Source organism: Nocardia sp. NPDC051756, from assembly GCF_040681495.1.
Classification (GTDB): Bacteria; Actinomycetota; Actinomycetes; order Mycobacteriales; family Mycobacteriaceae; genus Nocardia.
In genome coordinates this window covers 85,888-111,035 of the sequence record NZ_JBFAYV010000004.1, presented here as the reverse complement: position 1 = coordinate 111,035, position 25,148 = coordinate 85,888, and the positions used below count along the sequence as shown (strand labels likewise).

Annotated in this window: 22 protein-coding genes; 6 read left to right on the top strand and 16 right to left on the bottom strand. The window is 65.3% G+C overall.

Translation table 11 applies throughout. The features are described from left to right. Window positions 1–34: 34 nt before the first annotated feature. The 4 genes from AB0M22_RS17480 to AB0M22_RS17465 are packed head-to-tail and all read right to left on the bottom strand — an operon-like array spanning window position 35 to window position 3,822. Window positions 35–1,138 (bottom strand): hypothetical protein, encoded by a 1,104-nt coding sequence (locus AB0M22_RS17480; RefSeq protein ID WP_364727328.1) that lies wholly within the window; start codon window positions 1,136–1,138, stop codon window positions 35–37. Then, on the bottom strand, window positions 1,033–2,418 hold the full coding sequence (locus AB0M22_RS17475; RefSeq protein ID WP_364727325.1) for a cytochrome P450: 1,386 nt from the start codon (window positions 2,416–2,418) through the stop codon (window positions 1,033–1,035). Before AB0M22_RS17475 ends, AB0M22_RS17480 begins: the two co-directional genes overlap by 106 nt. A gap of 22 nt (window positions 2,419–2,440) precedes the next feature. Further along, window positions 2,441–3,508 (bottom strand): polyprenyl synthetase family protein, encoded by a 1,068-nt coding sequence (locus AB0M22_RS17470; RefSeq protein WP_364727321.1) that lies wholly within the window; start codon window positions 3,506–3,508, stop codon window positions 2,441–2,443. Between the two features lie 29 nt (window positions 3,509–3,537). Continuing rightward, the gene (locus AB0M22_RS17465; protein WP_364727318.1) at window positions 3,538–3,822 is read right to left on the bottom strand and encodes a hypothetical protein; all 285 of its coding nucleotides are present in this window, start codon (window positions 3,820–3,822) and stop codon (window positions 3,538–3,540) included. Window positions 3,823–3,997: 175 nt separating this feature from the next. Between AB0M22_RS17465 and AB0M22_RS17460 the strand changes: the two genes are divergently transcribed. Continuing rightward, window positions 3,998–5,008, top strand: coding sequence for an NAD(P)/FAD-dependent oxidoreductase (locus tag AB0M22_RS17460; RefSeq protein ID WP_364727316.1), 1,011 nt, complete (start codon window positions 3,998–4,000; stop codon window positions 5,006–5,008). A 315-nt stretch (window positions 5,009–5,323) separates the two neighbouring features. Here the strand turns inward: AB0M22_RS17460 and AB0M22_RS17455 are convergent, their stop codons facing one another. The 3 genes from AB0M22_RS17455 to AB0M22_RS17445 all read right to left on the bottom strand — a co-directional run bounded on the left by AB0M22_RS17455 (window position 5,324) and on the right by AB0M22_RS17445 (window position 8,707). Beyond that, the gene (locus tag AB0M22_RS17455) at window positions 5,324–6,052 is read right to left on the bottom strand and encodes a TetR/AcrR family transcriptional regulator (protein WP_364727313.1); all 729 of its coding nucleotides are present in this window, start codon (window positions 6,050–6,052) and stop codon (window positions 5,324–5,326) included. Window positions 6,053–6,119: 67 nt separating this feature from the next. Beyond that, window positions 6,120–7,109 carry an SGNH/GDSL hydrolase family protein gene (locus AB0M22_RS17450; protein WP_364727311.1) on the bottom strand — a complete coding sequence of 330 codons (990 nt, stop codon included), beginning with the start codon at window positions 7,107–7,109 and terminating at the stop codon, window positions 6,120–6,122. Between the two features lie 59 nt (window positions 7,110–7,168). Beyond that, the gene (locus AB0M22_RS17445) at window positions 7,169–8,707 is read right to left on the bottom strand and encodes a cellulase family glycosylhydrolase (RefSeq protein ID WP_364727308.1); all 1,539 of its coding nucleotides are present in this window, start codon (window positions 8,705–8,707) and stop codon (window positions 7,169–7,171) included. A 61-nt stretch (window positions 8,708–8,768) separates the two neighbouring features. Here AB0M22_RS17445 and AB0M22_RS17440 point away from each other — a divergent pair, with 61 nt between their 5' ends. Beyond that, a complete protein-coding gene (locus AB0M22_RS17440; RefSeq protein WP_364727305.1) occupies window positions 8,769–10,151 on the top strand; it encodes a nucleotide disphospho-sugar-binding domain-containing protein in 1,383 nt (460 codons plus the stop codon). Window positions 10,152–10,223: 72 nt separating this feature from the next. Next, window positions 10,224–13,106: a tetratricopeptide repeat protein gene (locus AB0M22_RS17435; RefSeq protein ID WP_364727302.1), complete on the top strand. Its 2,883-nt coding sequence runs from the start codon at window positions 10,224–10,226 to the stop codon at window positions 13,104–13,106. Window positions 13,107–13,148: 42 nt separating this feature from the next. On the opposite strand, the gene AB0M22_RS17430 is transcribed toward AB0M22_RS17435, so the two are convergent. The 8 genes from AB0M22_RS17430 to pcaB form a co-directional block, all read right to left on the bottom strand. Next, entirely contained in the window at window positions 13,149–14,384 is a 1,236-nt protein-coding gene (locus tag AB0M22_RS17430) for a type II toxin-antitoxin system HipA family toxin (RefSeq protein ID WP_364729770.1), read from the bottom strand. A 7-nt stretch (window positions 14,385–14,391) separates the two neighbouring features. Further along, on the bottom strand, window positions 14,392–14,721 hold the full coding sequence (locus tag AB0M22_RS17425) for a helix-turn-helix domain-containing protein (RefSeq protein WP_364727299.1): 330 nt from the start codon (window positions 14,719–14,721) through the stop codon (window positions 14,392–14,394). A 233-nt stretch (window positions 14,722–14,954) separates the two neighbouring features. After that, complete coding sequence (locus tag AB0M22_RS17420; RefSeq protein ID WP_364727296.1) at window positions 14,955–15,599, bottom strand: DJ-1/PfpI family protein; 645 nt, start codon at window positions 15,597–15,599, stop codon at window positions 14,955–14,957. Next, a complete protein-coding gene (locus tag AB0M22_RS17415; RefSeq protein ID WP_364727289.1) occupies window positions 15,596–16,585 on the bottom strand; it encodes a GlxA family transcriptional regulator in 990 nt (329 codons plus the stop codon). Before AB0M22_RS17415 ends, AB0M22_RS17420 begins: the two co-directional genes overlap by 4 nt. Window positions 16,586–16,653: 68 nt before the next feature. After that, window positions 16,654–17,709 carry an alpha/beta hydrolase gene (locus AB0M22_RS17410; RefSeq protein ID WP_364727286.1) on the bottom strand — a complete coding sequence of 352 codons (1,056 nt, stop codon included), beginning with the start codon at window positions 17,707–17,709 and terminating at the stop codon, window positions 16,654–16,656. Then, window positions 17,706–19,301: an NAD(P)/FAD-dependent oxidoreductase gene (locus AB0M22_RS17405; RefSeq protein WP_364727283.1), complete on the bottom strand. Its 1,596-nt coding sequence runs from the start codon at window positions 19,299–19,301 to the stop codon at window positions 17,706–17,708. Before AB0M22_RS17405 ends, AB0M22_RS17410 begins: the two co-directional genes overlap by 4 nt. Window positions 19,302–19,454: 153 nt before the next feature. Beyond that, window positions 19,455–20,390: an alpha/beta hydrolase gene (locus AB0M22_RS17400; RefSeq protein ID WP_364727280.1), complete on the bottom strand. Its 936-nt coding sequence runs from the start codon at window positions 20,388–20,390 to the stop codon at window positions 19,455–19,457. A gap of 66 nt (window positions 20,391–20,456) precedes the next feature. Further along, on the bottom strand, window positions 20,457–21,818 hold the full coding sequence (pcaB, locus tag AB0M22_RS17395; RefSeq protein WP_364727277.1) for a 3-carboxy-cis,cis-muconate cycloisomerase: 1,362 nt from the start codon (window positions 21,816–21,818) through the stop codon (window positions 20,457–20,459). A gap of 150 nt (window positions 21,819–21,968) precedes the next feature. Here pcaB and AB0M22_RS17390 point away from each other — a divergent pair, with 150 nt between their 5' ends. Next, on the top strand, window positions 21,969–22,871 hold the full coding sequence (locus AB0M22_RS17390) for a LysR family transcriptional regulator (protein WP_364727274.1): 903 nt from the start codon (window positions 21,969–21,971) through the stop codon (window positions 22,869–22,871). Window positions 22,872–22,935: 64 nt separating this feature from the next. Next, complete coding sequence (locus AB0M22_RS17385) at window positions 22,936–23,403, top strand: helix-turn-helix domain-containing protein (RefSeq protein WP_364727272.1); 468 nt, start codon at window positions 22,936–22,938, stop codon at window positions 23,401–23,403. 91 nt (window positions 23,404–23,494) lie between these two features. Here AB0M22_RS17385 and AB0M22_RS17380 read toward each other — a convergent pair whose 3' ends face one another. After that, on the bottom strand, window positions 23,495–24,325 hold the full coding sequence (locus tag AB0M22_RS17380; protein ID WP_364727269.1) for an alpha/beta hydrolase: 831 nt from the start codon (window positions 24,323–24,325) through the stop codon (window positions 23,495–23,497). A gap of 154 nt (window positions 24,326–24,479) precedes the next feature. Here AB0M22_RS17380 and AB0M22_RS17375 point away from each other — a divergent pair, with 154 nt between their 5' ends. Then, on the top strand, window positions 24,480–25,148 hold the full coding sequence (locus AB0M22_RS17375; RefSeq protein WP_364727267.1) for a lysophospholipid acyltransferase family protein: 669 nt from the start codon (window positions 24,480–24,482) through the stop codon (window positions 25,146–25,148).

The window sequence follows — 25,148 nt, the reverse complement described above, 5'->3', positions numbered from 1 at the left end:
CATTCCATTGACCTGCACGACGTAGTTCGTACTTTTATTCGGCGTATCGGGCGCTTTCGAGGTGGATGTCGTATGTAGCCTTCACCACGGTCTGAACTCCGGTGAGGAATCGCAGGGCTCGGTCGATCTGGTCGAGGTCGGCGTCGAGCTTGCGCAATGCTGCCGGCAGGGTGTCTGTGGCTTCGACAAGGGTGAGGATATTGTGGTTCGCGATCTCGATCGCGTGGGCCGTCGCCTCTTCGCGGGTGAGCCCTGTCGATCGTTCCAGGACGGCTACCGCATTCTCCGTGTCGCCGCAGCGGAGTTCCTTGTCGTAGGAGAAGACGTCGTTGATCATGATGATGATGTCCAATGCGGCCCGGCGCAGGCGAAGCATCGCCGGGCTGGTGTGCACTACCGGCGACAGTTCGCAGTCGTCGGTCAGTTCGATGAAATCCAGCAGCGGGTCGGACACTATATCGAGTCGTCGATGGGCGAGGTAGTCCTCGATGCTGGTTGATCCGCCCCTCGCGCGAGCGGCGGAGTGATGGGCGAAACCGGTCAGGCCCGCGGCGAAGTGTTCGCTGAATCGATGGAACCAGATCGCCGACGCACTGTCCCGGAACCGGCGCATCATGTCGGCGAGCGCGCGAGCCAACGGCACCTCGGAAGTTTCCTGGAAAGCCGCTGGCGCGCAGATTATTTCGATCATTTCCTCGACTGAGGCGGCTACCGCCCCGGGCAATTCGCCCAGACGGCCGTTGAATTCGTCGTCGTAGAGAAAGCCCCAGCAATTCCAGTCGGTGATCAGGGCCAGCTCGTCTACACCGGCGTGTGGATAGAGACGGCCGATAATGAGCGGAAGGTCGGCACCGATATCCGCGGTCGCCGCAGGGGCGATCCCCATGCTGTCGATCCAGTCCCGATGCGGCTTACGGACCAGCTCTGTTCGCGGGTTGCGGGCGCTGGGGAAGGGGATGCGCAAACCGTCGACTGCTTGTCCTGCGTCCACCGACATTGTGGTTCTCCAATCTATTCGGGCGGCTCGGGTGGTTACCGGGATCGGCGCGCCGTAACACGGAGGCGAAGATGGCGGGGAGTCAAGGTCGCTTTGACAGCAGGCTTCAGAGATTGATCCGGAAGCGGCGTCAGGCGCCATTGGCCGACAATAGCGATCAATGCCATCGTCGCTTGAGTGATGGCGACGCGGTCGCCGATACACTTGCGGGCTCCGGCACTGAACGGAATGAAGGCCGTTCGATCGGGCTTGGTGTTTCGCCAGCGCTGCGGGTCGAAACGATCGGGATCGTGGTACAAATCCGATCTACGGTGAATGATGTAGGGACTGTAGGCCAGCGTGGTCCCGGCCGGAAGCCGGAAGCCGCCCAGCGAAGTGTCCTTCGTGACTGTGCGGGTGAGCAGCCAGGCCGGCGGATAAAGCCGGAGCGTCTCGTTGATGACATGACTTGCCATTTCCATGTCAGTCAGACGCTCGAAAGTCATCGGTTCACCGGCCAGGACGTCGTGGATTTCCTGGTGAAGCCGGTCCTGAATTTCGGGGTGACGGGCAAGCAGGTACAGAGCCCAGGCCACTGTGCTCGCGGTCGTCTCTGTCCCGGCGCCGAAGAAGGTGGTGATCTGGTCGACCAGTTCGATATCCGTCAGCCGATCGCTGCTGTCCGGGTGTTCCGTGGAATCGACGGCCTCCTGCAGGAAAGCCAGTAGGTCGCTGTGGTCGGCGTCGTCCGCACGACGTCTGCCGACGGCGTCGGCCACCGCACTCCGTAACCGTTTGTTCGCCTGGTCGAAGCGCCGGTTTCCCAGCAGGGCGAAGTGGTTGAGGAACGGGGGTGTGATCATTCGCCGGAACGCTCCCTCCACCACCGTGACCAAATCGGCAATAATCTGTTCCGACGTCTCCGGCAGGGTGTTGGCGAACATTGTCAGCACGGCCGTGCCTGCTGTCATTGCCATCAATTCTCGATCGACGTCGACGACTTGGTCGTCGTGCCAGGAACTCGCTATTTCTTTCGCCGCGCGCTCGAACACCGCGCCGAATTCGGGGAGTCGGTCCGGATGAAACGCCGCTTGGCACAGCCGACGCTGACGTCGATGCTTGCTGTGCGGGCAGGTGATCAAACCGTCACCGATCACTTCGGCGGCTTTGTCCATGACCGGTCCGCCCTTGTCGTAGGTGCTGTCCTCCAACAGAACCTGCCGGGTGAGTAGCGGATCGCACACCATCACCATCGGAAGCGTCCCGATTCGTATCGTCGTCACATCGCCGTGCGCGGGAAGTGCCGAGATGAACGCCAACGGGTCCCGCAGCAGCGCCAACGAATGCCCGACCAGCGGCAGCGCTCCTGGAACAGTCGGAATCGCCTGATTTTCCACACCGCCGTTCGGCAGTTCTCGGTGCCGGCTGAATACTGCTCGCATCGTGACTCGGACTCCTATCGAATCATCGGTTGCGGTCGATAGCCGACGAACCAAGGATTCGCAGCTCGGACGGGTTGATAAAACTGGGCAGTGCCGCCATGGCCGCGAGTCGATGCAGCTCGGCTAATTGCCGTGCCGCAGTCATTCCGCCCGCTTGCTCGACCAACTCGGCAACACGAGCCAAGTCGGCATTGCTCAGCACTCGGTCATCGGAATACAGACCTGCCAGCTCGGCTGCCGCGGGATTGTCCGATTCGAGCGCCGCTATAATCGGAAGAGTTTGTTTTCGCCGAGCTAGATCGTTGCCAGGTGTTTTTCCGGTAGTGGCCGCATCGCCCCAGATGCCGAGCAGGTCGTCGATGATTTGAAATGCGATGCCTGTCTCCCGGCCATAAGTTTCCAACGCCGCCACGGTGGCGTCGTCGGCCCCGGCGTACAACCCGCCCAGCGCACACGCGGCCCCGAGCAACGCACCGGTCTTGCCGGACGCCATCAGCAGGTAGTCGGTGACATCGACGCCACCGCCATGCTCCCAGGCGCAGTCGAAATGTTGACCTGCGCAAAGGTTCAGGGCCGTCGATGCCATCAGCGCAACCGCTCGGACCCCGACACTGTCCGAACTGTCGATGAGGACGCGAGTCGACAAAGCATGCAACGCATCACCCAGCAGCACGGCGTCACTGACACCCCACACGCGCCACACCGTCGCCCGGCCACGACGCAGATGGTCGCCATCCATCACATCGTCGTGAATGAGCGTGAAATTGTGCAGCAGCTCCACCGCTGCCGCCGCCGGCGCCGCCACCGCGGCATCGGCACCCCACGCTCGCGCCGACGCGAAAGTCGCCGCGGCACGCAACCCCTTCCCTAGTGTCGAGCCGGTAGGACGGCCCTCGACATCCCACCACCCGAAGTGATATCCGGCCATTCGTCGCAGCGGGGCCGCGAGCCCGTCTACCGCCTCGCGCAACAGCGGCTCGACCTGTTGGCGTGCGGCGTCGAGGAGCGCGCCCGAATCCAGTTCCGGTGCGTCGATCCGAGAGCGCTGCCCGCCCACTTGAAAGCGCATACGCGACGGCACCGCGGTCATATCGATTTCCTATCGAGATTTATCGTAGGTCAAATGACTTGACTGAGGATCAAGTCAATAGTTGTTGTCACGATGGAATTTGTCAAGATGAATGAGACCAACGCAACTGAGGCCTCGGCCGTGATGGAGAGGCTCCGGACGTGGGCGACCGCGGCGATGCCCTGGGCAACCACGTATTCGACGAGCACCCAGACGGTGCCGGACGGCAGCTGGCTGTGCAGTCCGGTGCTGATACCGGCCTGAACGACGAACATCGCCGCGTAGATGGCCGTAAGTGAATCCTGATACCACTGATCGGTGAATTTCGACGTCACTCAGGGCCGATCCGGGGTGGGTGTATCCGTGAATCTTGACGTCCCCCGGTCGGCATGTCCGGTCGCTGGGCGTGTCAGGAATGCTCGGTTCTGAACGTTCTGGCCGCCCTTCAAGCATTTGCCATGCTGGCAAGTTATCTTGCCGGGCGTGCCGGAGGGTGGGCAGTCTCGCGGCATGAATGCATTCGACGTTGTCGTTATCGGTGGGGGTGCTGCGGGACTGGCGGCAGCCGTGACGCTGGGCCGTGCCCGGCGGAAGGTGCTGGTCGTCGACGCGGGCTCGCCCCGTAACGCGCCTGCCGGACAGGTTCACAGCTACCTCGGGCGTGAGGGTGTCGACCCACGCGAACTGCTGGCCATTGGACGTTCGGAGGTCGAGCAGTACGGCGGCATCGTCGCCGGCGGAACCGCGGTGGGTGTGGAACGGGTCAGTGAATTCACCCTTCGAGTCACCCTTGCCGACGACACGGCCCTCGACGCCCGGAGAGTACTCGTCGCCACCGGCGTCGTCGACGAACTGCCCGACATCCCACACTTGTCCGACCGCTGGGGCCGGGACGTTCTGCACTGCGCGTACTGCCACGGATGGGAGGTGCGGGATAAAACCATCGGCCTCATCGCCGGCGGCGCCGCCTCACTCCACCAGGCGCAGTTGTGGCGCCAGTGGAGCGACAAAATCATCTTGTTCACCAACGAGGCCGTGGAGCTGACCGCGCTCCAGCGGGCCGAACTCGCGGCGCGCCAGATCACCGTGGTGCCCGGTCACGTCACCGGCATCGAGGTCACCGATGACGAGCTCAGCGGCATCCGGGTCGGTGACAGGGTTACCGCCGTCCAGGCTGCGGTGGTCTTCCCGGTGTCGGTGGCGAAGGTGGACGATCTGCTCGCCGAGCTGGGACTTCGGGCCGAGGAGAAGGAGATGGACGGCCAGGTCATCGGTGCGACCTTGAACGCCGACCCCCAGGTGGGCGCGACCGCCGTTGCTGGAGTATGGGCGGCAGGGAACGTGCGAGGCCACCGCGCACAGGTGATCGACGCGGCCGCGCAGGGCGGGCTGACGGGGGCGATGATGAACATCGACCTGGTCAACGAAGACGTACGCCGCGCCGTCGCGGCCACGTCCTTCTCCGCGGAAATGGAGCGCGAGGTGGCCGTAAGTGCGAATCCTGATACCACTTATCGATGAGTTCGACGTCACCCCGGTCGGCATGTCCGGTCGCTGGGCGTGCCAGAAAGGCCCGGTGTGAAGTCATGGGCCGCTCTCGAGTCCCGGCGGATCGCCGCAAACAGCTGCGCCTTGGATTGGTTCGGCGGCACGGGTCCACTCCTAGGGGCCGTTGCAACGGACAACAGGGTGGTCTTGCCACTGGAACCCGCCAGGTGGTGTCAAAATTCGCGGATACCAACACCTTCCGGCGCAGGAGTGGTGCCGAGATCCACCGATCAACGGTGGCGTGATTCACGGACAAAACCACGAGAGGACCACGACCGCAAGGAACCTTCAGTCCGCGGCGGAGCTTGGCGCGAGGTTGTCGATGAGCAGCCCGAGGGCGAAGTCGAATCGTTGGTGTCCGGTGCCCGAGGTCAGCTCGGTCACGTACTTCCTGGTGTTCGGGAACGCGGCCTCGGGCAGGGCGCCGAAGCGGGCGGCCAGTTCCTCGGAACTCAGCACCCAGGCCGCGTCCTCGGCCTTCTGCCGTTGCCGGACCAGGGAGTGCTCCAGGGCATAGCCGGCGACATAGAGGGACAGCGCGTCCATCCCCCAAGCGGCGATCCGCGGTTCGATCCCCGCGGCGAGCAGGATCGAGAAGATCCCCTCGGCCACCCGCAGTGCTTCCAGATTCGTCGGCACCATCGCGAGCGCGGCGCGGGAGATGCCCGGATATTCCAGGTATTGGTCGCGCAACTGGGCGTAGACGTCGTGGAGTTGCTCGCGCCATCGGGCCGGCTCGGGCTTCGGCAGCACGATCCGGGCACACAATCGGCCGACCAGCAGGTCATCGATGTCGGCCTTGTTGACGATGTGGGCGTAGAGGGAGGACGGGCCCGTGCCGAGGACGTTCGTGACGCTGCGGATGGTCAGGGCGTCGTACCCCTGCTCGGCCACGACCTGCAACGCGGCATCGGTGATCCGCTCGACCGTGATGGGCGGCTTGCGAGCCGGCGGCGCGGCCCCGGCGTCGGGCTGGGCATGCCGCGCCGCCCTGCGCTGCTTCGGGTCGCTTGCCATGCCTGGGACTATAGCGCGGTGCGATCTAAGTTCGCGATCCAGAACTTTGATCGTTGTGACTCGAGCGTCAGTTGATCCCTTCGGCGAGGCGAACCCCGTTCAGGAAGGTGCCCTGCGCGCGATGCCCCTCCAACGTCGGGTGGAACGGGAAGAACGGCTCGCCCGGATCCAGCAGGCCGGTCCAATGCGTGGCCGGTGAGCAGAGATCGTGACCGCCGCCTACCGGCTGCAACGACCAGAACCCCACCCCCAATTGCGCTGCGGCGTCCCGGATCGCGGATTCGATGTTGTCGGTCATCAAGTGCGCGTACGCCGTTCGATTCTGCGGCCACGGAACATGCACGCCCAGCGCGGAGAAGCAGACGAATGGAACTCCGGGCGGCGGCAGCGGATCCTCGTAACCCACCAATCTGATCTGCGCGTTGGGCGCTGCCGCGCGGATCGCGCCGATCATGTCGCCGCGACTGCCGTGCGTCAGCCGGGCCGCGAGGCCGGGGCCGGCGATCGCGTCGGCGTCGATGTAATGGTCGGGATCCGTGCGGTAGTCGCAGCCGCGGACGATATCGGTCAAGCACATGGCCAAGGTGTAGGCGTAGTTCGAGACCTGGCCCGGATGCCAGATGTCGTTGGCGCCGATCTGGATCGTCACCAACTTCGTTGCCGCGCCGAGCATTCCATCCTTGACCGACTGGTCGATCTGGGTGCGCAGATTGTTCACCGGCTCGGAATCCGTTGTCGCACTCTGACAGGCGTAGTCGGCCCAGTCGCCGGTCTGCGGCTCGCCCAGCCCCCACTGCGCCGACATGATCGACGGCCAGCCGAAGTTGCTGCGTGCGCACACCATCGGATCCGGCGCCGGAACGGTTTTCGGCTGCGCCTGGAACGTCGGCAGGCCGAGCACGCCACCGCCGCCGCCGAAGGGGGCGACGGTCATACTGTCCCCGAACGCGACGTAGCGCACCCCGGTGTCGGCGGCCGACGCGATCGGCATGGCGGCGGGCACCGTTGTCACGGCGACCGCCGCGGCTATACCGAGTCCAATGCTCAGGAGTTTCATCGGTTCGTCCTTCTGGTCGGTCCGGGTGTTCGATGAGATTGCCGGGCAAGCGAAGTCGGTCAGCAGCTCTGCTGGTCTGGTCCGGAACCGGGCAGCACCGCGACCGAGACCTGCCCGGCACCCGGGCAGGACGCGATGCGCAGTTGCGGCGCACCAGGTTCCGATACCCGGCGGCCGCCGTCGATACGCAGGTGATAGCCGTCGCGGTACTGGCGTTGCGGTATCGCGATCACTGTCTCGGAGCCGTCGGCGAATACCCCGTCGCCCGCGGCTCGCGCGATGTTCCATCGGTAAGTGAATTCTCTTGTGCCCGTATCGAAATGCCAAGGCCCCGGCGTGCCTGCGGTCAGCTGCGGATACGGGCGGGCGAGCGCGTCGAGGTTCCCCTCCCGCACATTGCCGGCCACGCGCGGCTGTCGCGCGTCGACGACGATCGCTTGACTGTCCGCGTCTTTCGCGACCGTGGCCGGATCACCGCCGAGGTAAGTCCAGTGAAACCAGCCGACCTGATGCGCGTCGAAGACTCCGGCGTTCTCGACGAGCGCGTCGGCCGCGCCGGTGGCGCCGAATTCGGTGACCACGGCAGGTATTCGAGCCTCCGCGGAGTATTGCGTCGCCTGCGCGGCCGACGCTTCCCATTGCGGCGCGCACCCGGTGCCGCCGCCCCCCTGCAACGCGGCGACCACACAGTAGGAATTGAAGCCGTACACCATGTTCGGGCCGGGGGCCGGACCTAGATCGGGATGGGTGCCGTAGTTGGCGGTCACCGGCGGCGCCGCCCAGATCGGCGTCACCGGATCGGATTCGCGGATCGCGGCGGCGACGTCCCGGCTGAACGAGCGCACGTGCTCGATCGTGTCCGGCGGGCAGTGGTCGGACAGGCACGGCAGGAACGCGGCCCCCACCGGCGGCTGATTGAGCGGACCGTAACCGATCACGCCCGGCGTGCCCGCGAAGTAGCCGGCGACATGTCGCCACATATCCATGAATCGGTCGCGGATGCCGACCCCATCGGCGGCCGGACGGTTGACGTAGAAGTTGTCGGTCGCGCGCCAGAACGCGGCATTCGACAGGTAGGCCCCGATCAGATCGTGGGCGCCGTTGGGCAGGCCGTCGTCGATCGAGGCCCAGTCGGGTGCGCCGTCACCGCCGTACTTTTCCGACCAGATGTCCTGATGAAACTCGAGTTCGGTCGAGATGCCGCGGCTGTGCAGCAGTGCAACCGTCCGGGCCACCTCACCGAGGTATGCGTCGTCGTATTGCCCTGGTGCAGGCTCTGCGGCCGACCAGAACAGAGCCAACCGGACCGCGTTGAACCCTTCGCGGGCCAGCAGTTCGGCATCTTCGCCGCCGAATCCCAGCGCCGACGGCAGGTGCGGCGCCCGCTTGTTCGCCACGTTCTCCCCGTGCAAGACGACGACCCGGCCTGTGCTGTCGACCAGCCAGTTGCCGGCAGATTGCAGAGGTGTTGCTATTTGCTCGTACCCCAAGTCTGTTTCTCTCGCGTATGCCAAACCACTCATCGGGTTCATCCCCATAACGGTCACTAAAATGGCACCTAGAGCCAGAAATCCCCAGGGCGTATATTTGCCCGCCATAGCAAGAACGTAACACCAACTCGTTCGCCTCGCTAGGTAGCTATGAGTTAGCCTGACTTGCATGACGAAGATCCTGGCCTTCACCTCGCCGGCAAAAGGACACCTTTACCCGATCGCGCCGGTCCTGGCTGAGCTGGTATCGCGCGGCCATCAGGTAACGGTGATGACGCTGCCCGGCAGCGAAAAAGCATTGAGCCCACTCGGGGTCACGGTGCGGGAACTCCCGCCTGCCCTCGCGCATGACACCCTGAACGACTGGGCAGCCAAGTCGCAGATCTCCGCATTGCGCGCCGCCGTTCGCGCACTGACCTCCCGGATCCCCGACGAAATCGCGGCCATCCGATCCGCCATCGCCGCGGAACGACCCGACGCCCTACTCATCGATATCACCACGCCAGGAGCCCAAATCTACGCGGCCGCAAGCGGTTTGCCGTGGGCCTCCTGGGCGCCGATGCTGCTCCCGATTCCCTCGCGCGACGTGCCGCCGTTCGGTCCCGGCTTCTTCCCGAAGACCGGAGCACTCGGCCGCGCCCGCGACAACTCCGTGCAGTGGGTCCTCAACCGGATGTGGAACGAGGTGCTGCCCCTGCTCAACCAGGCGCGCCAGTATTACGGCCTGCCCGCCCTCGACAACACCCTCGACTACCTGCGCCAGCCACCGCTGCTGCTCAATTTCACCGCACCACCCTTCGACGACCTGCACACCGACTGGCCTGCCTCGGTGCGTCAGATCGGCCCCAGCCTCTGGGCGCCGAACGCCGCCAGACCGGCCTGGCTCGACGAGATCGATCGGCCGCTGGCGATCGTCACCTGCTCGACCGAGTTCCAGGACGACGGCCGCCTGGCCCAAGTCGCCATGGACGCGCTCGCCGACAGCGAGCTGTTCACCGTCGTCACCTCCGGCGCCATCGATCCCGCAACCTTCGACATCCCGTCGAACGCGCGAGTCGAAGCCTTCCTGCCACACCACCTACTCCTCGATCACGCATCCGTCGTCGTCTCCCACGGCGGAATGGGCATCACCCAAAAGGCCCTGGCCGCAGGCGTTCCCGTGTGCGTAGTGCCGTTCGGCCGCGACCAGTCCGAGGTAGCGCGACGGGTAGTGAGCAACGGCGCCGGCACCTGGATCCCGAAGAAGCAGATGAGCGTCGACACCGTGCGCGCCGGCGTCCACCAAGCAATGTCGCACCGCACCGGCGCCGAACGAGTAGCCGCCGGATTCACCGCCGCCGGCGGCACCCAACGCGGCGCGAACCTACTGGAACAATTCTTCGCAACCTCGACACTGTCCCGCCGGTCCCTCCGCCGATCCACCCCGAAATTCGCTCCTCCGAGCGAACGCACCCGCACCGCTCCCCTGCCGAAAATCACCCCCGGCGAGCCGGACCCGATGGTGCACAGGGAGTCCGACGACACCTGGTCGGATACCGACAGAAGGCGCTGACCAGCAGCCTGAGCAAAGATGGGCAAGGTCGGATCCGCGACGATGCCCCTATCGTCTGTGGATGTGCAGGCGATGACAAACGAACCCAGTCGGCAAGGCGATCGCGGCGAAGATCTCTCGCCTCGGGCGCTCTTCGTGGCCAGGCTGGCCGACCTGTGGGACGCCGCAGGCAACCCCACACTGCAACGGGTCGTAGCCACCACCGAAACTCGGCTGAAGGCCGCCCGCACACCCACACAGAGCCAGCGCTCATCGATGCAACGCATCAGCGACTGGCGCACCGGACGCAACGTGCCGTCCCGCTTCGAATCACTGGATCCCGTACTGGTGACACTCATTTCGCTCGCCCGGCAAACACCCGGTCCCGTCCCATCGGAGTTGTCGAACCGATCGACGTGGCGGCGCGTGTGGAAAGCCGCCATCACCCAACCCGTACGCCCCACGGTGACGAGTTCACTACGACGCGATATCCCCACCTTCATGGGCCGCGACGTCGAGGTGCAGCGAATCCTCGATGCCGCAAGACCCGGCCGGGTGGTCTCCATCCACACCATCGACGGCATGCCCGGCGTCGGCAAAACCACGCTGGTCACCCGAGCAGCGCATCTGCTGACGGAGACATTTCCCGACGGCAGATTCTTCGTCGAACTCAACTCACACACTCCCGGACAGACACCCGCCGATCCCACCGAGGTGCTGGCCACCCTGCTCACCGGCCTCGGCATCGCACCAACCCACATCCCGGACACCCTCGAAGCCCGCCGCGACCTGTGGCGCGACCGCGTCGCCACCAAACGAATCCTGCTGATCCTCGACGACGCCCGAGACCACGACCAGATCGAACCACTGCTCCCCACCGGACCCGACTGCCTCACCCTGATCACCAGCCGCCGCCGACTCATCGCCCTCGACGACGCCCTCCCACTCCCCCTGGACACCCTCGACCCCGACAAGGCGGCAGACCTGTTCTGCCGGTTGGCCCAACGGAAACCGCAAGGCGACGACATCACGGCGGTCGCCGAAATCGTCCAACTGTGCGGGTACCTGCCGCTGGCGATCGTGCTACTCGCGGGGCGGCTCGCGCACCACCCCGCCTGGACCCTCACCGGCCTCGCCGACGAATTCCGCACCGCCCGAAACCGACTCGACGAACTCAACGCCGGCCAGCGCGCAGTCCGCGCCGCATTCACCGCCTCCTATGAGAGCCTGCCACCCGAAGGACAACAACTCTTCCGCAGGCTGGGCCTGCACCCCGGGCCAGATTTCGACGCCTACGCCGTCGCCGCGCTGAACGACATCTCCCTCGTCGAGGCACGCGCCGAACTAGACGCTCTCTACACCGACCACCTCGTCGAAGAGACCACACCCGGCCGGTATCGCCTGCACGACCTGGTGCGCGAATACGCGCGCGCCCTCGCCGTCGCGTCCTCCAGCGACGTCACCGAGCCGGTGCTTCGACTGCTCGACTACTACCAGCGCACCACCGCTGCCGCGGACCAATGGCTGACGCGCAGACATCACCCCGCCGACCGCGACCGCATCTCCGTCCAGGCCGGCCCGATCGTGCAGAAGTTCGACAACGAACGAAATGCGCTGGCGTGGATGCGAATCGAGCGAGCCAATCTGCTGGCCTGCGTCGAATACACCGCCGACCACGATCCGGCGCGGATGGTCCGACTGACCGAGGTATTGGCGGAACTACTGGAGCGCGAAGGACCGTGGCCCTCGGCGCGGCAGTTGCACCAGCGCGCCGTCGAGGCCGCGGACCACTTGGGCGACCCCCTCCGCCGAGCCAACGCGCGCACCAATCTCGGCATCCTGCAATGGCAGACCGGAAACTACGACCAAGCCACCGACCTCCTCCAGCAAGCACTAAACCTATACCGGGAGAAGAACTTCCGCTTCGGTGAAGCCACCACACTCCGCAACCTCGGCAACGTGCATTGGCAAACCGGGAACTACGACCAAGCGACCGAATTCCTGTATCAGGCACTAAACCTGTTCCAGGAGAACGACTCCCGCTTCGGTGAAGCCAACACGCTCGCAAACCTAGGTGGGGTGTGCCGAGACAACGGCGACTACGAACAAGCCGCAGATCTACTTCAGCAAGCTCTGAACCTGTTCCGGGAGACCGGCTCTCCCTTCGGCGAAGCCAACGCCCTCACCAACCTGGGCGGCGTGCGCCGAGACAACGGCGACTACGAACAAGCCGCCCACCTCCTCCAACAAGCCTTGACCTTGTTCCAGGAAATCGGCCACCCGCTCGGCGAAGGCAAAGCCCTCTCCTTCCTCGGCAGCGTGCGCCGCGAGACCGGGGATTACCGGCAGGCCGCCGACCTGTTCCTCCGCGCCGCGACCTTGTTCCACGAGATCGGCCACCGCATCGGCGAATCCAACGCCCTCGTCAACCTCGGCCTGGTGCGCCGAGACACCGGCCACCACGAGCAGGCCATCGACCTCATCCAGCAGGCCTTGTCCCTGATCCGGGCAAACGGCCACCGCATCGGCGAAGCCAACATCCTCAACAGCCTCGCCACTGTCTATCGCGCAACCAACGACTTCGAGCAGTCCGCCCGCCTCTCCCAGCAGGCCCTGACCCAATTCCGCCAGACCGGTTTCCGCCTCGGCGAAGCCGACGCCCTCACCAACCTGAGCGCCGTATACCGAGAAACCGGAAACCACGACCAGGCCACCGAACTCTCCCGGCAAGCCCTAGCCATGTACCGAAAGATCGGTTACCGCTTCAAAGAAGCCGAATCCCTGATCAACACCGCAAAGATCCTGCTCTCCACCGGCAACCCCACCGAAGCCCTCACCCTGTTCACCGAAGCCCTCACCCTATCCCGCACCATCAACACCCGACTCCAACAAGCCCAAGCCCTAGAAGGCACCACCCACGCCCAAACCGCAACAACCCATCTCGCTACCCGCAACAACTCATCCCCTCGAGATTGAGACAGGTCGTCGGCAGATCCGCGAGGATCACCCTTGTGTCGACTATGTTTCGATGGTGGCGCAGTGTCCGGCCACGGTGTCGACAAGCCGCGCACGCAAATCCGCCAGCGCGGGGTCGGTGATGCCACGATCGGCTTCGGCCAGCGCTGTAGGCAGTCCGACGGCGATCTCCCGAGTCCGCGCGACGAGTCGATCGGGATCCGTGCCCGCCTTTCGGGCGAACTTCTCGACGTGATGCAAGGTGACTTCGCCGAACTTCGACCGACCATCGATCGGCATCGCCACTCGACTCAGATCCGATCCCCGTTCGGGATCGTATGGCAGTGAACTTGCTACGTCGTATATAGGTGCGAAGGTGATGTCGATTCCGTTGAGGATCACCGAGTAGTTCTTGGCGTGGGCATCCGGAGCGCCGAGTAAGTATTGGGCGACAACAACATCGGTGAATCGGTCGACATCTCGCTGGCTGGCCTCGCGTGCCAGAAGACCTGCGATCACAGTGGCCGAAGGCCCGCCTTCAGCGGCATATTTGCGGTCAGGCGACACCGACAACGCCTGGCACATGTCCTCCTGATGCAGTCGGAGCACCCCGCCATCGGCAACGCGCAATCGGTCGTACCGTTCGACGACAATCGCAGCGACGCCATCGAACTCGATGAATTCAGACGCTGCTGCGACGATCCCCACTGCCTCCAGCGCGCGCAAGCACAGATGCTCATTGAACGCCTGCCCCGGAAAGCGTTCGATTCCCGGTTTGATGATGTGCGTGCTGGCAGCGTTGCCGTGCGCATATGCCCAGCTGTCCGCAGAACGCACGACGGCGAACTTGGATTGCGCTCCTGCCAAACTCCAGCGCTCGCAGGACTGCGTCCACTGTGCCGGCATGCTCCGCAGCCCGCGTAGCCGCTCACCGATCTGCACATCGGTGACTTCCTCCAAGCTGCCGGGTCGAGTCAGCACATCCTCGACGTCCTCGGGGGCTGCGAGTTGCACGGCGCCGGCACAGTCGCGACCGACGTGTTCGAGCAACGCAGTCGCGCTGCGCGGAGACACGTCGAACTCACGAGCCAGACGTTCACGCACGTTGGCGTCATCGGGCAGCAGGTTCATCAGCCACGGCGCAGTGATGCGATGGTCGTACGTTCGTCCGACCGCCGGAGGCATCGACAACGACAACGGGGTGGCATCGAGGTTGGCGGCATAGTCGTCGGCGTAGGTGAAGCGGGGCCGCCCACCGGCATGCGTGACGGCCCCGATCAGCACCCCGTTGAGGATCACGACCAAATCACTCATGGGACTCCGGCTCAGGCGGGTTCGACAGCGACCCACCTTGCTGGATCCGCGCGAATACATCCTGAATCGCCTGTTGATCACGCGATGCGGTGCCGCGATGTGACATGGGCACAGCGACCAGTTGCAGCCCTAGCGCACTGGCGATCTCGATGACACGCCCGATTTCTCCGCGCGCGCTACCGGTCTCCACACGGCTCACCAGTTGACGAGAGACCCCCGCCAACTCGCCCAGCTGATCCTGCGTCAGCCCCGCATCGACGCGAGCCTTACGCAACGCCGCGCCGAGCTGAACCAGCTGGCGTCGCGTCCGAGGTTGCGTCATGACGTTACGGTACCATCACATGAATCTCATGTCATAGCTCCATAACATTAGCGATCATTTGAAGACTCGCCGACTTGAGCAAATTTTAGACGCAAGATGCTACCTATCAGGGAATATCCGCCAACCGATACTATCGGACCGGCACACCATGTTACAGATCCGTTCCACCATATGCATGTTATAAATCCATAACATCGATCGGATGAAATCGCCTACGCGAAGCGATCTTTCGATCAGGACGCCTGCTGCTCCCGGTGCCGGCTGGATTCGCGGAGGCGGGTTACCAGTTCGGTGGGGGCGGTGGTGGGGGAGCCTGCGTTGTAGGGGGGTTGGGGGTCGTATTCGGCTAGGAGTTGGATGGATTGGGCGATTTCGTCGCCGGCGATTATTCCGGCGAGGGTGAGGGCCATGTCGATGCCTGCGGAGACGCCGGCGGCGGTTACGTATTTGCCGTCGTGGACTACGCGTTCGCTGACGGGGATCGCGCCGAAATTCGTCAACTTGTCGAGGGCGAGCCAATGGGAGGTCGCTCGGCGGCCGGTGAGCAGTCCGGCGGCGGCGAGGATAAGCGAGCCGGTGCAGACCGAGGTTGTCCAGGTGCTGGTTTCGTCTACCAGCCGTAGCCATTGGTGGACAGGTCCGTCGGACATATGCGCGGTCTGGCCGGGGCCGCCGGGGACGAGCACGACGTCGGGGTCGAGCACCTCGGTCAGCTCGGCGTCGACGACCAGTTGGAGGCTGCCGGCATCGTTGCGAACGGGACCGACGGACTCCCCGACGAAGACGACCTCGGCCCCGGGCAGGCGGCTGAGCACGTCATAGGGCCCGACGGCATCCAGGGCGGTGAAACGATCGAACAGCAGGATCGCGATCTTCATGATTCTCCTAGAGAAGGTACGAAACTCGGTTGGAAACGTCGCCGGTATTCGGCGGGCGCGACGCCGACTATGCGCAGGAACGCGCGCCGCATCGCCTCCGTCGTGCCGTATCCGCAGTCGTCGGCGATTTCCTCGATGCTGTGATTGGTGTCCTCGAGCTGGCGGCGCGCGGCCTCCAGGCGAATCCGATCCACATAACGTCCCGGCGGCATGCCCACCTCGGCCGAAAACGCCCGGGTGAACTGCCGCGGCGACAAACTCGCCCGCTGGGCGAGCGCCTCGACCGACAGGTCGGAATTCGGATGCTCGGCCACCCACTGCTGCACCTCGCGCACCGGTTCGCGCTGGGCCATCTGGGTAGCGAGCTGCACGCTGAATTGAGCTTGTCCCCCGGGCCGCCGCAGAAACACCACCAGGTGCCGGGCAACCGCCAACGCCGTATCCCGGCCGAGGTGGTCTTCGACAATGGCCAACGCGAGGTCGATACCCGCGGTGACACCCGCGGAGGTCGAAATCAGGCCGTCTTGAACGAAAATCGGCTCGGTCAGCACCTGAACGTCGGGAAAACGCTCAGCCAGCGCGGCACAATGCGCCCAGTGCGTTGTCACCCGACACCCCGCCAGCAGCCCCGCCTCGGCGAGCAGGAACGCACCCGTGCACACCGAAACGATCTGCCGCGCCCGCGCGGCATTCTCCCGCACCCACGCCACCAGCCGCGGGTCGCGCTGCGCACCGCCCAACCCGCCGGGTACGAGCAAGACATCCGGATCCTCGACACAGTCCAGATCGGTTTCGGGAACGATCAGCAAACCACTCGACGTGCGCACCGGCTGCCCACCCAGGCTCGCCGTGGTGATCGTGTAGGCCGGTCCGAGCCCTTGCGCCGCTCGCGCGGTATTCGCCCCGGTGAACGCCTCGAGCGGCCCCGTCACATCGAGGCTTTGCACGCCGTCGAAGCAGACGATGAGCACCTTCCGAATGGCCATACCTCATCGTCGCCCCACCAAGAGATGACTGCAAGGTCAAATAACCCACCTTTTAGGACATCGAGAAACTACCGAACAGCTACCGTCCGCCGGTTGAACGCAGCAATCTCCCGAATAGCCTGACGCGCGTCGGGCAGTACATCGGAACCAGCCTGGAAAACATGCGGCGCACGATCCCAAATCTGTAGCAGGCATTCGACATTCGCCTCCGCACAGCGCCGGGCCAGCGCTTCACAGTCGGGCAGCAACGATTCCGTGGACCCGACCTGGATCAGCACCGGCGGCAGCCCGGTGAAGTCGTGATTGACCGGCGACCACGCCGGATCGAGCTTGCCGTCGACCGCGTACCCGAGGCCGAAAACCACCTCGCCGACGGCGTTGGACAGCGCCGGGTCGAGATGCCGATTCGGGTGCGCGTGCCGGGCCGAGCTGTCCATATCCGCGACCGGGGAGAGGGCGGCGAGGCCGGCCGGCGTGGGCAGCCCCCGGTCCCGGATGGCGAGCGCGGTGCTGAAGGTGAGGCAGCCGCCGGCCGAGTCACCGGACAGGATGATCCGTTCGGCGGGAAATCCTTCGTCGAGCAGGTACCGATAGGCGGTGACACAGTCATCGACCGTCTCCGGAAACGTAGCCTTGGGCAGTTGCCGGTAATCGACGCTGAATACCGGCAACCCGCTGGCCTGCCCGATCTTGGCGACCAGACGTCGGTGAGTGTTGAGACCACAGCACATGAACGCGCCACCGTGGAAGTACAGGATCGCGGCGCCCTTCGCATCCAGCACCGAGGCCGTCTCGCGATGCCACACCCATTCCGCCCGAAACCCGTCGAACCGCACCGGCCGCCGGCGCGTGCCGCGCGGCGGAAGCAGCAGTGCCGCAGGCGCATCGGTGTAACTGGTCACCGCGAAGAGCCGTCGCGGCGCGACCCAGCCACGCAGCACCGGCTGTAACGCCAAATCGATTCCGACGCGAACAGTCCAGCGCAGCACCGGATTGACGATCCGCGTCATCCGCCCCGCGGTATTCGCCCGCACGACTTGCAGCGAACCCACAGAGGCGAGACCCGGCACTGCGGATTCGCCTGCGCCAGAGTAGATCTCGCCACCGTCGGCTGCCTCGGTCATCGTTGCGCCTTCCTGGCTGCCCGACGCCTTCCGTTACTGGTCGCGGCAGGCAGAGCGAGCTGCTGATAGCTGTAGTCGTCCAGCGCAAAGGTCTTGCTGGCCTTGGTCGCCTGATAGGCGGTGGTCGGACGCAGGAACGACATGTCCCCGTGGTGATCGAGGTAATAGGTGTTGGCGTTCGCACAGGCCCGCCCGTGGATCACGGTGTTCGCCGACCGCGGCCGAATGAAGTCGTAGAACCGATCATTGGCCTCCGGTTTCACCGACACCGCGGTAGCACCGCGCCGCTTGGCCTCGGTGATCACCCGAACCGTATGCCGCGCAACGTTCTCCACCATCACATGCCACGAACTACCGCTCCAGGCATACGGCCCGAACACCATGAACGTATTCGGCAACTCGGGCATGCTGATTCCCTCGTACGCCTTCGCGCGCTCGTTCTGATAGAACTCAGCGAGGTCGAACCCGTCCCGCCCGGTGACCGGCCGCTCCCGGAAAACGGTTGGGCTCTGCGACATTTCGAACCCGGTCGCGAGCACCAGCACATCGATCTCCCGATGCAGACCGTGCACGTCGACGATGCCGGTCGGGGTGACCTCCGCGATCCCGTCGGTGATCAGCTCGACGTTGTCGCGGGTGAAAGTCTTGTAGTAGATATTCGAGACACTCGGCCGCTTGCAACCGAACCCGTACTCCGGCGTCAGCTTCGCCCGCAGCTGCGGATCTTTCACCTGCATATGCAGGAATCTCGTGGTGGCCCAGGCAACAGTCTTGGTGACCGGCTCCAACCTGTTGCCGTACACGGTGATCGCGACCAACCCGACCTCGACCGCACCCGCGGCCACCGCCCGGATACCCGATTGCAGCCCGGGCACATACTTCAACGCCAGCTGAGCGGCCCGCGGAATCCGGAAGTCCGGCTTGGCGAACACCCAGATCGGGCGACGCTGGTAAACATCCAAATGCCCTGCCGCCAAGGCGACTTGCGGAATCATCTGCACCGAGGTGGCACCGGTGCCGATCACCGCGACCCGCTTGCCCGTGAGATCGTAGGCGTGATCCCACTTCTGCGTCCGAATCACCTTGCCCGCGAAGCTGTCCAGGCCCTTGATGTCGAGCTTCTTCGGCTCCACGAACGCACCCAGCGCGGTGACCACATACCGCGCGGTGATCTCTGTGCCGGTCGCGGTGGTCAACCGCCACAGATGATTGTCCTCGTCCCAACCCCTGGCCATGATCTCGGTGCCGAGCCGCAGATGCGGCCGCAGCCCGTACTTGTCCGCGCAGTGATCGATATACGCCTTGACCTCGCCCCCCTTCGGGAAGGTGCGCGACCAGTAGGGGTTCTTCTCGAACGAGAACTGATAGACGATCCCCGGAACATCCACGGCCACATCGGGGTACTGGTTGTTGTACCAGGTGCCGCCGATATCGTCGGACCGCTCGATGATCACGAAATCATCGATCCCCGCCTGCTTCAGGCTGATGGCGACGCCCAGACCACCGAACCCACCGCCGATGATCACCACCTCGTGCTGCGGCGCGACAGGGTCCGTCGCCGCCGAAAAGACTTCTGTGACAACGTTGTCCATACCCGAACACACCTCCACGGTGCAGTAGCACGGTTGTTCGCCAAGATTCCCGGGCTCGCACCGCTGAAGAAGCGACGCCGACTTGTCGCATTGCGTCGATATTTGAGTACCGAACGCAATGCTAGTTCACTGTCCCAGACAGATCAAGAGGGGTTAGTTCTTGCGCAGGTAGCGATTCAGGAAGTCGATCAGCGTGCGGCGGATCTCGAAGGGCGAGACCGTGCCGACGAACACGTGGTCGGCGTCGTAGCCGTGCAGCTCGGTCGGCACACCCACCGCGTCCAGCGCGGCCTGTAGCTCCAGGCTCTGCCCGAAAGGAACTACGTGGTCGTACTTGCCGTGTTGAAAGAGGGTGGGCGGGTCGTCAGGGGTGACATAGCTGACCGGACTGGCATTGCGCGCGCGATCCGGGCAGGCCGAGGGAGCGCAGCCGCCGAGCAGTACACCTTCGGGCGACGCCGCAGCGTCGTGGGGCAGGCTCAACCCATCCTTGGGCGCTTGCTGATCCATCGTGAGCAGGTCTGTCGCGCCGAACCAGCTGACCGCCGCTTGCACCCGGCTCGAGTACCCGGTCACCCCCTCGTCGCCCTCCAACCCGCCGACATCACCGGACGTGCCGAGCATCGCCGCAAGATGTCCACCGGCCGATTCACCCAGTGCGGCAATCCGTTCGGGATCGAGGCCGTAGGTCGCGGCATTGGCCCGCAGCCACCGCACCGACGACTTCACGTCATAGATCTGCGCAGGCCACGGGGCTTGCGTGGAGTACCGGTAATCCACCGCGGCCACCGCGTAGCCGGCCTTGGTCAAATCCTCGAACTTGCTTGCTTGACCGAGATCCCACGGCATCGGAACGCCATAGTCGTCCCGCCTGCCCACCTGCCAGCCGCCACCGAATATGTAGACGACCACCGGCGCGGGCTCGGCGCCGGCCGCCGGCAAATACAGATCCAGCTTCAGATCTCGACCATCGACGGACGCGTAGGTCACGTTCGGAACGTCGCGCGGGCCCGGCGCCGCGGACGCGACCGGCCCGCTCAGCAGCACCATGACCATTGCCGCCGTCAGACCCCATGCGGTCTTGACCATGGATCGAACCCCTTCGGTTACCTTCAACTGCGAGATTTATTGCGACCGTGACTCATTCGCGAATGCCTATAACCGTGACTGCCAATCGCGCAGTGCGCGCCGGACGAACTCCTCCGCCGAACCCAGATAGCTTGCCGGATCGAGCAGATCCTCGATCTGGTTGCGGTTCAAGAACTTTCCGATCGTCGAGTCCGCGGCCAGCAGATCGGCGAGATCGCCCGACGAGGCCCGCAGGCAACAGGCCGCGATCAGATCGGTTGCCTCCTGCCTGCCCACCACTCCTCCAGCGGCGGACACCAACTCGATGGCCACATGCTCGACCACGAGCAGCCCACCCGCGCTATCGAGGTTGTCGCGCATACGAACTGGATCAACCTGAAGACGTTCCAGACACACCCGCAACCAGTGCACCGCCGAACCGGTACTGCGCAGCAGCTCGGTGAGCGGCCGCCACTCGGCATGCCAAGCGCCGGCCGCCCGCTGATGTTCGTGCACACCCGCGGCCAGCAGGTTGGCGACCAGCCCGGGCGCCTGAGCGGCCGAACCGGCGGCCAGGACGGCGGCCACGGGATTCTGCTTGTGCGGCATCGTCGAGGAACCACCGCCGCCCGGCGGCCCCTGCTCGCGCACCTCGGCGACCTCGGTCTGCGCGAGCAACGTGATGTCGCGTGCGATCTTCGCGACCGTCCCACACGCCTGCCCGAGCACCCCGGCGACCTCCGCGATCCGACTGCGCTCGGTATGCCAGGCCAGCGTCGGCTCAGCCAGATCGAGCCGGCGCGCAAGCTCACCCAACACGGGAATCCCCTTGCCGCGCAGGGCTGCCAGCGTTCCGACGGCACCGCCGAACTGCACCGCGAGCCGTTCCCGGCGAATCAGGTCCACGCTGTCCAATGCCGCGAGCACCCCGCCGAGCCAGCCGGCCGCGGTAAGCCCGAACGTCACCGGCAGCGCCTGCTGGAGCAGGCTGCGCCCGACCATCACCGTGCCTGCGTGTTCCTCGGCCAGCTGCGCCAGCCGCGTTGCGCAGACGTGCAGGTCGGTGCGCAACGCGGCCAGCGCCCGCGCGCTCAACAGCATCGCGGCGGTATCGATGACATCCTGGCTGGTCGCGCCCAGATGCACATAGGCGGCGGCTTCGGGCACGACCCGCGCGGTCAGCGCGCGCACCAGCGGCCCGGCCGGATTGCCGATCCGCACCGCGTCGGCGGCGAGCGCGGCGATGTCGTAAAGCTCCGCCCGGCAGCACTTTTCGATTGCGGCCGCGGCCGCTTCCGGAATGACACCCGACATAGCCGAAGCAGCCGCGAGTGCCGACTCGAAATCGAGCATCGCCTGCACCCAGGCCCGATCGCCGACCAACTCCGCGACCGGACCCGCCGCGAGCACCCCGTCGAACAGCCCGCCCGCCACCATCAGCGAACCCACCGCATGCGCGCCGAAAGCGCGACTGACCAGGACAGCAGCATGTTCATGGTGGCGTTCATTCCCGAGTGCGATGCGTGAGTGTCATCACGCTACGATCACCCACAGCAGAAATCCAATAGATCTTTTTCGATCTGCATATAGAGGAGATCTATGGGCGCCGAATTCGACCTGAACCTCATCCGGACCTTCGTCCTGCTCTACGAGACGCGGAGCGTGACGGCGGCGGCCGACGTCCTCGGCGTCACCCAGCCCACGGTCAGCTACGGACTCGGCAAGCTGCGCCGACGACTCGGCGACGAACTCTTCGTCCGCGGCCCCGGCGGTCTGGTACCGAGTTCGGAGGCCGAGCGACTCTATCCCCCGCTGCGCACCGCCATCGAACAACTCGACGTAACCATCGGCGCCGCAACCCAATTCGATGCTACGGGACCGGTCAGCTTCTCCATCGGCCTGTCCGATCTCGGCGAGGTCAACTCGCTGCCGCTGATCCTCGCCGAACTCGCCGTCCGCGCGCCCGCCGCGACGCTCCAGGTGCACGCGTTCGACATCGACACCGCCACAGACGAACTCACCCGCGGCCGGGTCGACGCGATCGTGGCCAGTCCGATCCTGGATTCGGTCCGGCTCAACCGGATACCGCTGTTCACCGAGGGGTACGCGGGCATGGCCGCCGCCCACCACCCCCGGCTCAGCGCCGGCACACCGACCGAGGCCGAACTCCGGGCCGAGCGCCTGATCGTCGTCGACGGAACCACCGGCCATCCCGCACCCCGGCGCGCCCTGCGCACCCACGGCCTGGAGGGAAACATCGCGGTCCGGGTCACCCGCTTCGCCACGCTGCCGTACGTGGTGCAGGACAGCGAACTCGTCGCCATCGTCCCGCTGCGCATCGCCCGCGCATTGGCCCGCACGCATCCCGTCCGCACCTTCGAGCTGCCATGGCCGATCGAACCGGCCGAGGTCGCCGCCTACACCCGCCGCACGCCTGGCCGCAGCGCCGCCCAGGCCTGGTTCCTCGACGCCATTCGCGCCGCACTGGAAGATCTGCCCTGACGGCAGTGATGCACGCATCACGATCAAAGTTCCCTAAGGGAACTCAGATGGCTAGACTGGTTCCATGCAACGGACGAACTTCGGTGAGATGGCCTGCTCGATCGCGCGCACCCTCGATGTCATCGGCGAGCCGTGGTCACCGTTGATCCTGCGGGACGTGTGGGTCGGATTCACCCGGTTCGAGCAACTCCAGGCCGACCTCGGCATCTCCCGCAAGGTCCTGACCGAGCGGTTGAATCATCTCGTCGAGCACGGCGTGCTGGAGCGCAAGGCCTATGACCAGCGACCGCGGTACGAGTACAGGCTGACCGAGAAGGGCACCGAGCTGATCGATGTGCTCATGGTGATGGTCGGTTGGGGCGACAAGTGGCGCGCGGGTGAAGCCGGGCCGCCGGTGCTCTATCGCCATCACGCGTGCGGTGAGATCAGCCGGGTGGACCTGCGCTGTGCCCACTGCGGTGAGCCGATGCACGCGGGTGATATCGATGTGCTGCCAGGTCCCGGCGCGGCAGTTCCGTCAGTTTCGATCTGACGTTCTCGGCTGATCCAGGCGCTCGCAGGTAACGCCCGGAGCCGGTCGACCTTGCCGGTCGGACCCAACGGCAGCGCGCCGAGGGCGCGAATCAGCCGAAGAAGCGCCGCAACTCCGCCGCGACCAGCTCGGGCTGCTCGTCGGTGAAGGCGGCGGTATGCCCGACACCGGGCAGCGTGACATAACCGGCATCCGGCAGAACGGTGTGCAACCGTTCCAGCGCAGGCTTCAAATAGCCGATGCTTTTGCTGCCGCCGAGTAGCAGTGTGTCGCAACGCAGTTCGCCCACTTCCGCCCAGCGAACCCCGGCACTGCGCACGATCTGCACGTCCTGGCGTCCGGTTGGCACCAGATTTCGCACCGGCATCCCGGCGCCGGGGTCGAGCCGCAACATCAACGCAGTCAGCGGCCGCAAGACGAACCGGGGCAGCGACGTGAAGCTCCGCACATCCCCGGTGCCCTTGAGAATCGTCACTAAAGCGGCAGCGATCCGCCCTTCGTCCAGCTCCCGCTCGAACCGCGGCGCCCAGGTCAGCGGCGACACACCGCCGACCACAAGCGGTGGCTCATACAACGCGAGCTTCGTGATCTGCGGCAACGCCAACGCCGACCGCAACGCGATCACCGCCCCCGAACTGAGCCCGAACACATTCCGCGCCCCGGTCTCCCGCAGCACCGCGGCCAGATCCTCGATCTCCGCCTCGATCCCATAATTCGGCCCGACGGTGCCGCTCATGCCCCGCCCGCGCCGATCCGGCGCATAAACCGTGAAGTCCCGGGCCAGCGCACGGGCGAGCCCGTCGAACAGCCGCCCCGTCATCATCGCGCCGTGGACCAGGATCACGCCCGGCCCCCGCCCGATCCGCCGGTACCCGATCGGCGTGCCGTCACTCGACCACACCGACCCGGTCTCGAATTCCATCGATCCCACCGCATTGCTTCGCATACGCCCACTGTGATCCCCGCCGATTGCACAGCCCTTGCACCGCTATGTCGCGATAAGAATGGGCGGATCGGTGTCGGTAACCTGAATCGAGGGTTGGAAAACCGAGCCGGCCGGACAGTGCGGGGGAACGATGAACGAGGAATCGGCACGGCGGCCGAAGGGGCTGGGCAAGCGCGCGTGGCTGACCACCAAGCTGGTACGGCGCGTACTACGCGCACTCGCCTGGTCGAACTTCGTGCACGTCACCGTGATCGGCCGCGAGGCGGTGCCGAAGACCGGCCCGGTGATCGTGGCCAGCAACCACATCTCGATGCTGGACGCGGTCTTCCTGTGGGGCGCCCTGCGGCGACGAGCCATCGCCATCGCCATGGCCGAACTGTGGTCCTGGCCGGTGGTCGGCTGGCTGGTCCGCCGACTCGGCCAGATCCCGGTGTTGCGCCGCAACAGCGAGTCCGGCCAATCCGCGCTGACCCAGGCCGAACAGATCCTCCGGCACAACGGCGTCCTGCTCATCTACCCCGAAGGCCGCCTCGTCGCCCCCGGCGACCACGAACCCTACAAACCCGGCGTCGCGAAACTAGCGATGTCCACCGGAGTCCCGATCATCCCCGTCGGCACCACCGGCACCGACCGAGTCCTCCCCATGCGCCGCACCCGCGGCACCGCCCCCGCCTTCGACCGCCACCAGCAAGTCACCATCCACTTCGGCACCCCCATCGACCCCGCGGACTTCGACGACCCCGACAAACTCCTCGATCACCTCCGCCAGCAGATCGAAAACCTCCGCGCCGTGGATTGA